13 protein-coding genes are annotated in these 11,832 nt (G+C 61.5%); 5 read left to right on the forward strand and 8 right to left on the reverse strand.

The genetic code is table 11. The annotated features are described in order from the left end of the window. Nucleotides 1-151: 151 nt before the first annotated feature. The 4 genes from HDG39_RS07440 (at nucleotide 152) to HDG39_RS07455 (ending at nucleotide 3,642) form a co-directional block, all read left to right on the forward strand. Nucleotides 152-1,078 (forward strand): diiron oxygenase, encoded by a 927-nt coding sequence (locus tag HDG39_RS07440; RefSeq protein WP_184004503.1) that lies wholly within the window; start codon nucleotides 152-154, stop codon nucleotides 1,076-1,078. 94 nt (nucleotides 1,079-1,172) lie between these two features. Next, nucleotides 1,173-2,174, forward strand: a complete 1,002-nt coding sequence (locus HDG39_RS07445) for a 2Fe-2S iron-sulfur cluster-binding protein (protein WP_260327576.1) — start codon at nucleotides 1,173-1,175, stop codon at nucleotides 2,172-2,174. A 187-nt stretch (nucleotides 2,175-2,361) separates the two neighbouring features. Beyond that, nucleotides 2,362-3,231 carry an MOSC domain-containing protein gene (locus HDG39_RS07450; RefSeq protein WP_184004509.1) on the forward strand — a complete coding sequence of 290 codons (870 nt, stop codon included), beginning with the start codon at nucleotides 2,362-2,364 and terminating at the stop codon, nucleotides 3,229-3,231. Between the two features lie 273 nt (nucleotides 3,232-3,504). Next, a complete protein-coding gene (locus HDG39_RS07455) occupies nucleotides 3,505-3,642 on the forward strand; it encodes a hypothetical protein (protein ID WP_221305650.1) in 138 nt (45 codons plus the stop codon). A gap of 28 nt (nucleotides 3,643-3,670) precedes the next feature. Here the strand turns inward: HDG39_RS07455 and HDG39_RS07460 are convergent, their stop codons facing one another. Genes HDG39_RS07460 through HDG39_RS07485 form a run of 6 tightly spaced genes read right to left on the reverse strand, consistent with a single transcriptional unit; the run spans nucleotide 3,671 to nucleotide 8,310 of the window. Continuing rightward, entirely contained in the window at nucleotides 3,671-4,414 is a 744-nt protein-coding gene (locus tag HDG39_RS07460) for an SDR family NAD(P)-dependent oxidoreductase (RefSeq protein ID WP_184004513.1), read from the reverse strand. A 22-nt stretch (nucleotides 4,415-4,436) separates the two neighbouring features. Next, nucleotides 4,437-5,579 (reverse strand): amidase, encoded by a 1,143-nt coding sequence (locus HDG39_RS07465; protein ID WP_184004516.1) that lies wholly within the window; start codon nucleotides 5,577-5,579, stop codon nucleotides 4,437-4,439. Further along, entirely contained in the window at nucleotides 5,576-6,106 is a 531-nt protein-coding gene (locus HDG39_RS07470; RefSeq protein ID WP_409339017.1) for a nuclear transport factor 2 family protein, read from the reverse strand. The genes HDG39_RS07465 and HDG39_RS07470 overlap by 4 nt, the downstream gene beginning before the upstream one ends. After that, nucleotides 6,099-6,476: a hypothetical protein gene (locus HDG39_RS07475; protein ID WP_184004520.1), complete on the reverse strand. Its 378-nt coding sequence runs from the start codon at nucleotides 6,474-6,476 to the stop codon at nucleotides 6,099-6,101. The genes HDG39_RS07470 and HDG39_RS07475 overlap by 8 nt, the downstream gene beginning before the upstream one ends. Before the next feature lie 53 nt (nucleotides 6,477-6,529). Next, nucleotides 6,530-7,030: an aromatic-ring-hydroxylating dioxygenase subunit beta gene (locus tag HDG39_RS07480; protein ID WP_184004523.1), complete on the reverse strand. Its 501-nt coding sequence runs from the start codon at nucleotides 7,028-7,030 to the stop codon at nucleotides 6,530-6,532. Next, nucleotides 7,027-8,310: an aromatic ring-hydroxylating oxygenase subunit alpha gene (locus HDG39_RS07485; RefSeq protein WP_184004526.1), complete on the reverse strand. Its 1,284-nt coding sequence runs from the start codon at nucleotides 8,308-8,310 to the stop codon at nucleotides 7,027-7,029. The genes HDG39_RS07480 and HDG39_RS07485 overlap by 4 nt, the downstream gene beginning before the upstream one ends. A gap of 175 nt (nucleotides 8,311-8,485) precedes the next feature. Here HDG39_RS07485 and HDG39_RS07490 point away from each other — a divergent pair, with 175 nt between their 5' ends. Next, entirely contained in the window at nucleotides 8,486-9,406 is a 921-nt protein-coding gene (locus HDG39_RS07490; RefSeq protein WP_013092856.1) for a LysR family transcriptional regulator, read from the forward strand. Nucleotides 9,407-9,421: 15 nt separating this feature from the next. Here HDG39_RS07490 and HDG39_RS07495 read toward each other — a convergent pair whose 3' ends face one another. Then, nucleotides 9,422-10,390: a PDR/VanB family oxidoreductase gene (locus tag HDG39_RS07495; RefSeq protein WP_184004529.1), complete on the reverse strand. Its 969-nt coding sequence runs from the start codon at nucleotides 10,388-10,390 to the stop codon at nucleotides 9,422-9,424. A gap of 120 nt (nucleotides 10,391-10,510) precedes the next feature. Next, complete coding sequence (locus HDG39_RS07500; RefSeq protein WP_184004531.1) at nucleotides 10,511-11,815, reverse strand: MFS transporter; 1,305 nt, start codon at nucleotides 11,813-11,815, stop codon at nucleotides 10,511-10,513. Between the last annotated feature and the right edge of the window lie 17 nt (nucleotides 11,816-11,832).

An 11,832-nucleotide genomic window follows, 5' to 3' on the forward strand; every position in this document is an offset into this window, starting at 1 on the left:
CGGCATCGCCGCGAGCAGGCACTATGCCGTCGCAGGACGAATCACGGCATCAAGCCCGTCCAATTTCCTATTCGATCTCGCTTCGTTCCTCCACAATACTAGCCTGCCATACAACGCACGGCGGGCTCCATCACCTTTCGCAAAGTTAAACATGCTTACCGATGCTAATGTTGAATCGAGTCACGTAAAAGAAACTCTAAAGAAACTTTCTCTTCTTTGGCGTGATCGGGCCATGGTCAACAAGGGTCCATTGGATTACAACTCGATCGCGTTCAGCCCCGAAAAACCGGATTTCGCGGAATCACTCCTGCCTTTCCGGTCGCACCCGCGGTGGTTGAACGCTCGACCTGAATTAAAATCAGCCGTGTTGTCGTATGCATGGGCAATTTACAACCTGAAGACAGTGTACGTCGAATGCGACATTGTCACGCCGGCCTGCGAGGATCTCATCAAGTCTCCTGTCGGTAACGGACAAGCGAGATATGAGTTGCAGCAGGTAATGGGAGAGGCATTACTCGACGAAGCTTTGCATACGAAGATGTCGATTAGCGCTTGCAACTACATCTATCTGCAGCGCAACCTAAGGCCGGTCGACTACACAGATTTCAACCTTGTGACTTGGCGATCGCGACTGCTTTCCCATTGTGGCTCGGAATCGGAGCGTCGTCTGACGCGGTTCGCAATCGCCTGCGCAAGCGAGACGTTGATAACCGACTACTTGAGGACACTGTCTGACGATACACTCATTCAACCGATCTGCCAGGAAGTCACACGCGCTCACGCTATCGATGAATGGGGACACTCAAGCGTGTTCAGTGTCGCGGCTGAGCATATCATCGGTTCGTTTTCGCAAAGCGAACGAGCCTATTTTGCTCGGGTGGTGCCTCAGACGGTCGACATGTTTGCCGATAACGAAATGGGAGCGTGGTCAGCGGTGCTGACGCACATCGACTTCCCCAACCGCGACGAGATTATTCAGGACTCGCACAAGATAGGTCAGGTCAAGGTGTACCAGGACTCGGTGATGACTCTACTCGACAGGCTGGGTTTGCAAGCGATCCCCTACTGGACAGCCTGAGGTTGGATACATCCAACCAGAGACCCATGGACGAATGAGACCAGAGAACCGAATGAAAGGGCCACTTCATTTTAGATGTGAGAACGTTGTCCGGATGTCGAATTCCGTCAATGCATACTGGCTGCGCCTGCTGGATTCAGAACGCTACGACGAGTGCGATTATGGGAAACACCTACTGCTGAAATATCCGGATGCGAAGAACAAAGTGCAACGGCGAAACTATTCAATCGCCGGCAGGCCAGATAAAGGTCTCATAGAAATCGCAGTCAAGCGTCAGCTTGGCTACGGCGTGTCCGCGTCGATCCATCAATCCTTGACGCAAAATTCGATGCTGATCGCAGAGGGCGTGTCGGGGGTTCTGACATCCAGATCGCTGTTGCGCTACGGGACCGTGCTGATGGTGTGCGCTGGGGTGGGTGTTACATTGCCATTGGGGCTGGTCAGAGGATTGGCAGCGCTGGCTGACCATGGCGCCCAAGTCCCAGATGTGAATCTAATCGTCTGTGTGCCGCAGTTGAACGACCTGCTCTACTTTACCGAATTATTGGCATTGCAAGCACGTCATCCATGGTTGTCCGTGACGACATTTGTCACTCGAGAACGTGTCCGTGAGGGAATCTCTTATCTGATGTCGGGTCGCCCGGATCCTGTCAGCCTTGCTGACAGAATGCCAGTGCCAGGGGCGATCGTGCTGTGTGGAAGCAGTTCGTTCGTCGCCGACTGGGAGTGCAAGCTCGTCGGTGTATTTCCAAACGCGGTGATTCTCGACCAGCATCAATTAGATAGCGGAAGTACAAGGATACCAGCCCTGTCGCCACCCGCAATCGAAAGCCCTTGTAAGCTAATGTTGGCGGATAGCAATCGCGTGATAACAGCATTACGAGGCGATACGCTGCTTCAGACGCTGGAAGTGCATGGCGTTGTAATCCCCAGTCAGTGCAGAATGGGGATCTGCGGTCGTTGCAGTGTTCGTCTAATCGATGGCGAAGTGGAATCTTCGTCGGAAATTGGTCTGACGAGCATCGAACGTGAGAGGGGATATCGCCTTGCGTGTTGCAGTCGCCCTGTCGGCGAGATCATCACGCTCGAACTATAGATGTTTCTCCGGCGACGCGAGGGGCCGCCCCGATAGCCGCATCGGGACTGGGGACAACGGACCTATGTCTGACTGCCCGACCCATTTGTTCCAATTTTGCCCACCTAAAAGATTGGAACTGTTTTTGACTCTTGACGAGCGATAGATAATCGCGCTTTTACTTTCTGCATCGATCGAAACCAGCGCCATGCCAGTTATCAGCGAGCTATTCGTTTATCCGATCAAGTCCTGCGGCGGCATCGCACTGCGCCGCGCGCAACTGCTCGACACCGGGCTTGCGTATGATCGTCACTGGATGGTGACCGACACACACGGCGAGATGATCACGCAGCGGACGCATCCTCGCCTCGCGCTTGTGCGCACTGCCTTCGACGACGACGCGCTCGTGGTCACCGCGCCCGGCATGCCGGCGCTGCGCACGCCGCTTGACGGCGTCGCATGGGCGCAACTTGTGACGATGACGGTCACCGTCTGGCACGACACCGTCGATGCGATCGACACCGGCACGGAAACCGCCGCATGGTTCACGGATTACCTCGGCACGTCGGCGAAGCTCACACGCTTCGCGCCCGGCGTACGACGCGCGTGCAGCCGCAAATGGACCGGCGACCTTGACGCGTCGACCTGTTTCGCAGACCGATATCCGTTGCTGGTGATCGGACAGACTTCACTCAACGACCTGAATCGGCGACTCGTCGCCAAAGGCGCGCCAGCGATTCCATTAGATCGCTTCCGACCGAACATCGTTGTGTCCGGCCTCGACGCATACGAGGAAGACTGCGTTGAACATCTCGACACACAAGCCGACGGCATGCCAATGCGACTGCGCCTCGTGAAGCTGTGCACACGCTGCAGGGTGCAGACGATCGACCAACGCACCGGCGCGCCCAACCCCTCATGGCGGCACGAGCCAACCGACACGATGCAGACCTATCGTGCGAATCCGCGTCTTGATGGCGCACTGACGTTCGGTAGTAACGCCGTCATTGTGCACGGCACAGGCAGCTTCCTCGAAGTCGATCAAACGCTCGACGCGGAACTGGGTCTCGGCGATTGAGTGTGCTCGCGCGACAGCACCACGATCTGCCCGCGCACGCTGAACTGCGTCACTGTGGAGGCATATCGGGGTCGTCGCAATCGATCCATGCTGCGGGTTATCGCGCATGGCCTTCAGTTTGACACCGCACGCGAATGCATGGCATCAGAACTTTGGCCAAATATCTCCTCACTGTTGATAACTGTTGTTAGCGATAGGTTGATATCAACTTCACAAACTGCCACCTCGCAAAACGCGTCGCACTCCGACGCATGGTGTTCCACCGGTGCTACCATGTTCGGCCGGTTCGACGTATCAGCCCTCCGATGCAGGCGCGCGAGCATCAGGGAAAAGCTCGGCGCTTCGTCGATTCCGACCCTCGTGCGCGGCGTGCTCGAAGTATGGAGCCCGCCGGACGAGCGGCCGGAATGACCCGGCCGCCTCGGCCCTTGCAGACGCCTCAGCGCATGTACAAGCCTCCGTTGACGTCCCAGCACGCGCCATTGGCAAAATAAGCGTCACCGGAAGCGAGCATCACCGCGACATCGGCAACATACGACGCGGCCCCGAGCTTGCCGACCGGTATCGCTTCGATCACTTTTGCCAGCTTGTCCGCCGGCACGCTCTCGTGAACGATCGGCAAATCGAGCGGCCCCGGCGAGATCGCGTTGACTGTCACACCGCGCGCGGCGAGGTCGCGCGCGAAGACTTTGGTCAGCGTCAGCACGCCGCCCTTCGCGGCCGCATAGTGGGCGCCCGTTGCCGAGCCGCCATTCTGCCCCGCCAGCGACGCGATATTGACGATGCGGCCCACGCCGCGCTGCGCGAAGTACTGCCCGAATACCTGGCAGCCGAACAGCACGCTGCGCAGATTCACGTTGATGACCTGATCGAACTGCTCGGCGGTAATGTCCATCACGGGCACGACCTTCGAGGCGCCCGCATTGTTGACGAGCGCGTCCACGCCGCCCCAACGTTCCAGCAACGCGTCGCGCGCCGCCTCGAAGTCCGCCTTGCGCGTGACGTCGAGCCGGATTGCGCAGGCGCTCGAGCCGTCGCTGCTGAGTTCATGCGCGAGCGCTTGCGCGGATTCGATCGCGATATCGGCCAGCGCGACCCTGTAGCCTGCCTCGTGAAAACGACGCGCGACAACGGCGCCAAGTCCGCGCGCGGCACCCGTCACGAGCGCGATTCTGTTCGACATGTTGCTGACTCCTTGATTGCGTTCAGGCGGATTGCGCGAGGCGCGCTTCGAGGTGCGCGGCGAATGCGCACACCGTTTCGTCGTCGTTCTTGCGACCGATGATTTGCAGGCCCGCCTTCAGCGTCGAGCGTTCGATCGGAACGGGCAGGCTCAGCGCCGGATGCCCGCTCAGGTTGAACGGCCGGATCAACGACGACATGCCGATCACCGACGTGCCTGCGCGTGCTGCTTCGAGCGTGATCGGCAATGCGGGCAGCGTCGGCAGCACGAGTACGTCGACCCGGTCGAGCGCGCGGTCCACTTCGTCGGTGAACGTGCGGCGCACGCGTTCCGCCGCATCGAGATCGGCGGCGCTCGTGGCCGCGGCCGCGCGCAGGCGCGCTTCGATATCGGCGCCGAGCTTGCCGCTTGCCACCAGATGGCCGAATGCGCGCGATGTCTCCGCGTTGATCACCGCGAGGCCGGCCGTGAATGCGTCCTTCAGGGACGCGAGTTCGATCGCTTGCGTGGCGAGTTCGGACTTTCCGACCGCGTCGGCGATTGCTTTGGCGATGTCGTCATCCGCGTCGACTGCGACCATGCCAATGCGCAACTGCGAAACGTCTCGACGCGCATCGTCAGCGCGAAACGAAGGATCGATCGCCGTCATCACGCGAATCAGCGTGTCCGTCTCGCGTGTGAATGGTCCAACGCAGTCGAGTGTCGTGACGCGCGGCGCCACGCCGTGCCGCGACACGCGGCCGAACGTCGGCTTCAGCCCGATAACGCCGCAGCATGCGGCGGGACCGCGAACCGAGCCACCGGTGTCGGTACCGAGCGCGGCGTCCACGAACTTCTGCCCGACCGCCGACGCGGACCCGCTCGACGATCCGCCCGGAATGCGTGCCGCGTCCTGCGGATTGACCGGCGTGCCGGAAAAGTCGTTGATGCCGGTCATGCCGAACGCGAGTTCGTGCATGTTGGTTTTGCCAGTGACTCGCCAGCCGGCGTCGAGCAAACGCCGCACGACTTCGGCGTGCTCCGATGCAAGCGGTGCGTCGGCAAGCGCGCGGCTTGCCGCTGTCGTCGCGTGGCCGGCGACGTCGATGCTGTCCTTGATCGCGATCGTCGGCGCGTCGGCGTTGTCCGTCGCGCTCAGATCGAATGTCTGCAGAAATGCGCTCATGCCGAAACTCCCTGGGTCGGGTTGACTTGCCACGGTGCATCGAAAAGACGCTCGGTACGGAAATGGCGGATCAGCCATGTCGCGCCCGCATCGTGAGCGGCGGGCACGAAGTCGATTTCGAGGCGCGCCGCGATCAGTTCCGCTTTCGCATCGACATAACCCGAAGCCTGCAGCATGATCCAGCGACCCTTCGCCGTGTCGCCGTTCACCTCGATATGCTCCCCAGTCAGAAAGTGCACATTGGTCGCGAAGTGCGGCGTGGGCGGCAGATAATGCTGCAGCATCGCGACGATCCGCGCCGGCCCTTCGAGACGCCCGAACTTGTTCGCGTACTGCGGGCCGATGCCTTCCCAGATGGCGTCTTCGGCGAACAGCGCGGCGAGCGCCTCGCCTTCGAGCGCGCGCATTGGCACATCGCACAACGCCATGTAGCGCGCGATGGTGTTACGCACCGCGTTCTGTGCTTCTAGCGCTTTGACGCGCGCGAGCAGCGCGTCGATAGCCGGATCGGTCATCGCGTCACGCATGGTTGGAGACCGCTGGCGGCACCGTCAGCGCACGGCCCACGCGCGCCTCGATCTTGCCGTAGCGCCACAGATTGTAGTCGCCAACCGGCGTCGTCCGATACAGATTGCACACGGCCACCGCCGTATCGAAGTCGGCGACGTCGGCCATGACGTAGAACGTCCACGGCGCGCCATCGGCGTTGCCGACCACGAGCCGATCGTCGTCCATCACGCCCAGCACGCGCACGTTTTCCATCGCTTCGATAGCGTTCAGCATCTTGCCGTACGCTTGCCACACTTCGCCGGTCTGTTCGCGCGGCAAGTCGAAGAAGTTCTGCGAGACGCCGCAGCAGAACAGCACACGCAAAGGCAGGTTTCGGTTGTCGCTCATGGGAACGTTCCTTGGTTCGGCAAATAGACTTCGAGTGTCGGCATGATGACCGGTCAGAGCAGGAAGCCGATCGCGCTCAGCGCATCGGTGGAATCGATCAGGCGGATCACTTTCTCGACGAGACGCGGCTCGCCGCTCGCCATGCTGATCTTGTGCGTCAGATCGGCCGCGAAGATCGTCGACGTGCCGCGCTTGTACGCGATGATGATCTGCGACGACTTCACTTCGACCACGTCCGCGCTATCGCTCGCGAGCGTGAAGCGCGACACCGTGCGCACCGTGCGCGCGGCATCCGACGCGGATGCCGAATAGCCCGACGTCATGCGCTGCACGCGAAGCTCGCGCATCTGCTGATCGTCGTATGCGTAGTTCAGCGTTGCCGCGTAATCGGTCGCGTTCGGATCGATCGGCACCACGTAGTGGCCCGCCGGGTCCCATAACTCGAGCCACTCGCGATAGTCGCGTCGATCGAGCAATTCGGCTTCGCGCCAGATGAACTCGATCGCGCGCGCAAACGTCTGGTGGGAAAAGAGTACGTTTCTGTCGTCCATCATGCCTGCTCCATCATTGCGCGCCATTGCCTGTAGGCTTCGCGCATGCCGGTTTCATCGGTTGCGTGGGCGGTTTTCTCGCCATTCGCGGCGGTCGTTTCGCGATTCAGACCGCGATTGACGAGGATCGGTACGTCCGGTCCCGCATGCGAGCCGCGCTGCACGCGCTCCCACGCTTCGGCGTCGTCGGGACTGCCGAAGCCGAAGGGGCCCTGGAAGTGCTCGTGAATGCGCAGGCGCACGCGGTTCGCTTCTTCAGGACCGCCGTCCATTGCGAGCGCGACGTGGCGAATCTCCGTTTCCTCGGCGGAAATCGGCCGCAGAACGCGGAAGAACGCCATCGACAGCGCGAGATTCGGGAACAGGTTCAGGTTGAAGCCGACGCCCATCAGCGAGCGCACGATGCGGCGCACTTCTTCCGGCGGGTGCTTTTGCGCGAGTTGCGCGGCGAGTTCGCTGAAGCGCTCGGGCAGCGGCGCGCCATCGTCGCGGTCAAGATCGACGATCTCGGGCATCAGCACCGCGAGGCTGTGACCGTTACCGAGCGAGCGGCAGAACGCCTGGTCGCTCGTCATGAAGCTCGTGATCGCGGCGGCGGTCTCGTCGTCGATCGACTTCATCCACGACTTGTGCACGACCGGGAAGTGGTACAGATCCGTCGTGTTTTCGAGCTGGATCTTCCAGTTGCCCTTGAACCTGAACTTGTGCTCGCCGTTGGCCTTGATCGGATAGCCCGCGCCCTGCTTCATGAACAGGTCGATCCACGGCTTCGCGCCGCCGAGGAAGTCTTCGAGCGGTTCGATCGTTTCGTTGAAGCTCGCGAAGATCAGGCCTTGATAGACACCCACGCGCAGCTTTTTCAGCGGCAGATCGCCCTTTTCGCATACGCCTTCGTAACCGTCGCCGTACGGCAGAGCGCGCAGCGTGCCGTCGAGCGCATAAGACCAGCTGTGATACGGGCACGTGAAGCCCTTCGCATTGCCCTTGTGCTCTTCGCACACGGTCGCGCCGCGATGCCGGCAGCGGTTTTGCAGCACGTTGACCGCGCCGCTCCTGTCGCGCACGACGATCACCGGCTGCCGGCCGATCGTCGTCGTGATGAAATCGCCAGGCTTCGGCAGCTCGCTGTCATGCGCGACCCAGATCCACGTCTTGTAGAAAATGCGCTCCAGTTCGACGTCGAACAGCTCGGGATCGTAGTACAGGGAAGGCGCGATGCGATCGGCCTCGGCGCGCCTGGCTAAAGCGCTGGTGTCGATGGTTTGATAGGTCGGCGTACTCATCGTATGCGGGGGACAGTTGCGTGGTTGGAATGAAGACGCGCATCGACGCGACGAGTCGCGTGCAACACATCAGCGCATCCTCTCGTTGACATCAGTCTCGCTTTGCGACGATCATGCGTCAAATCGATTAAAAACAGGTTGCCGAATAAGTTCGGCTGATATCACAAGAGACCCCATGACCTCCATCGACCACGTCGATCTCAATCTGCTGAGAGTGTTTCAGGCGATCGTCGAGGAGCGCAGCCTGACGAAAGCGGGCGAACGCCTCGCGCTGTCGCAGCCTGCGGTTAGCTACTCGCTCGGCCGTCTGCGCACGATGTTCGACGATCCGCTCTTTATCCGCACGCGCGCGGGTATGCAGCCGACCCCCGTCGCGCTCGAACTCGCGGAAATCGTTGGCCACGCGCTCGACACCGTGCGTCAGGCGCTGCGTTACGCGGAACGATTCGATCCGACGACGAGCACGCGCACGTTTCGTCTGTCGCTATCGGATGCGGGCGAAATGGCCTATCTGCCCGCGCTGTGCGCGGCGCTGCAGAAGTCCGCGCCGCGCGTGAAGCTGGTCGTCGAGCCGTTGCCGGTGGAGGAGATCGAGGAGGCGCTGCGCTCGAGCCGGCTCGACTTCGCGATCGGCAATCTGCCGTCGCTGCTGCCGCGCACGCGGCATAGCCTGCTGTTCGAGGAATCGTATGTGTGCATGACGCGCAAGCGCCGCGACCTGCCGAGCGGTGACACGCTGAAGCTCGACCGGTTTCTGGCCGCGTCGCACATCCAGGTGCGCTCGCTCGAACATAGCCACCATGCGCTCGACGACGCGCTGCGCGCGCAAGGCGTCGGCCGCAATATCGCGTTCGCGTTGCCGCATTTCGTCGCGGTGCCTGGCGTGCTCGCCGCGACGGATCTGTTCGCGACGCTGCCCGAACGGCTCGCGCATATCCTCAACCGCGGCGACGCGTTCCGGATCTATGCACTGCCCGTGCCGCTGCCGAAGGCCGCCGTGACGATGCACTGGCACGAGCATTTCCACGAAGACGAAGGCATCGCGTGGATGCGCGGCCTCATCACCGAGATCCTCGCGGGCTTCGAGAAAATGTGATTGCGCGCAGGTGAATCAGAGGTCGAGCACGAGCACGGGGGTTCGCGAGCGCGACACGCAGCAGCAGATCACGCTATTGCTTGCGCGCTCGGCCTTGCTCAGGCAGTGATCGCGATGCTCGGGCTCGCCGCTGACCACATCGACCATGCAGGTACCGCACACGCCTTCGCCGCATGACGTGTCCACTTCGATACCGATCGACGCGAGGGCGTCGACGATCGACGTGTTCGCATCGACTCGCACCGTCTGACCGCTACTCGCGAGCTGCACGTCGAAGCTATCGAGCGACGCTTCGGCCGCGGGCGCCGGCTCCGCCTTGAAGCGTTCGAGATGAATCGCTTCCGGGGGCAAGCGTTGCTGAGCGCTCGCTACGACAAAATCCATGAACGGCAAGGGACCGCACGTATAGACATGCGCGTTCGCGCCTGCATCGAGCAGGCACGCATCGAGCGCGGGTTTCAGCTCCTCGGGCTGCACGCCGAAATGCAGCTTCACGTGCCGTGCGAACGGCTCGCGCGTGAGCAGCGTCATGAAGGCCGCGTGCGCCTCGCCGCGGGCGAAATAGTGCAGCGCGAAGCGCGCGTGCCGCGCGGCGAGCCGATAAGCCATCGACAGCAACGGCGTAATGCCGATGCCCGCGCCGATCAGGATGTGCTCGTCCGCGCTTTCTTCGAGACGAAAAAGGTTGCGCGGCGCGCCGACCGACAGCTCGGTGCCGACGCTCACCTCTTCATGAAGCGAGCGCGAGCCGCCGCGCGATTGCTCCTCCTTCTTCACCGCGAAAATCTGCGACTCGATACACTCCGGGTCGCCGCACAACGAGTATTGCCGCGTGACGCCCGAAGGACTCGTGACGTCGATATGGGCGCCGGGTTCGTAGCGCTCGAACGGCAGCCCATCGAGCCGCGAAATGCTGAACGAGCGGACCCCGTGTGCTTCTTCGCACAAGGCGTCGACCCGAACCTTCAGGGTTTGCGCTTCCATGATTGCCTTCCGATGTATTCCTGGGGGGACGATATGCCGAGATTAGCGCCCCGCATCGGATAAGCAAAATAGATTAAAAAACCGTGCTTGCATCAATACGATTTATTTTATGCTGAAGTGTCAAGCGCCCGACAGCGCGTCCTCCTTGCGTTGCGATTCGCTGCGCGGCTGCGTCGCGTCATTCGAAAACGGTATGTTCGGCTTCATGAAGAAGCTCAGCACGATGCCGAAGAGCATCACGCCGATCGACAGTACGAACGTCAGATCCCAGCTGTGCAACCGGTCGGCGACCAACCCGGCGATGACTGGGCTCACGATCGCCGCAGTGAAGCCGGTGCCGCTCATGATGCCGCTGGCCGTGCCGGAGCGGTCGTAGGCGACGTCCATCGGAATCGCCCACATCGGGCCGACGTTCATTTCGTTGAAGAACATCGCCGCGGCAAGGAAGATCAGCGAAATCATCGGATCGTGCAGCAGCACGACGGGAACCAGCGACAGCGCGGTCAACGCCATGCACGAGGCCACCAGATAGCTGCGCGCGAGCTTGACGTTGCCGGTCCTGCGCAACAGGCGGTCGCTCACCATGCCGCCGACGAGATCGCCGATCACGCCCGCCACGAATACGCCCGAGGTGAACACCACGGCCTTCTTGATGTTCAGGTGGAACGAATGCATGAAGTACAGCGGCATCCAGTCGAGCATCAGCCACAGGATCCAGTTGTAGCAGAAGTACACGGCCGAGATCGGTGCCATGCGTTTATACAGGCGCATCCACGTGCCGCGCGGATCGACCGGACGCGTCTTGGGAGGCGGCAGTTTATCCAGTTCGGCGCGCGTGATACGCGGGTGATCGACGGGACGCTCCGTGTAGGTCAGATACCAGAGGACCAGCCAGACGGCGCTCATTGCACCGAGCAGATAGAACGAAAGGCGCCAGTTGAACGCGGTCATCAGCGTGAGGACCAGCATCGGTGCGATGGCATTGCCCAGCCGCGCGGACGAGTGCGTGATGCCCTGTGCCATGCCGCGCTTGTCACGGGCGATCCACGAGGCCATCGCGCTGGTCGAGGCCGGAAACGTCGCGCCTTCGCCGAGACCCAGCAGCAGGCGCGCCGCGATCAGCGAAGCGAAACCACCCGCCATGCCGGTCAGCGCGGTCGCCACGGCCCAGATTGCCGCACATGCAAGCAGCGTGCGGCGCGCGCCGAAGCGGTCGCTGACCCATCCGCCGACAAACTGGAAGATCACGTACGGATACGCGAACGCCGAAAAAATGATGCCGAGCTGCGTATTGCTGAGGCCGAGCTCGCTCTTGAACTGCCCCGCTGCCGTACTGATGTTGACGCGATCCACATAGGTGATGAAATACATCAGGCACAACATCACCAGCACGGTGGTAGTGGCCTTCAGCGACAGGCGTTTCATGTGTCGTCCTCCAGATG

The organism is Paraburkholderia lebeckiae, assembly GCF_014201005.1.
Lineage (GTDB): Bacteria > Pseudomonadota > Gammaproteobacteria > Burkholderiales > Burkholderiaceae > Paraburkholderia > Paraburkholderia tuberum.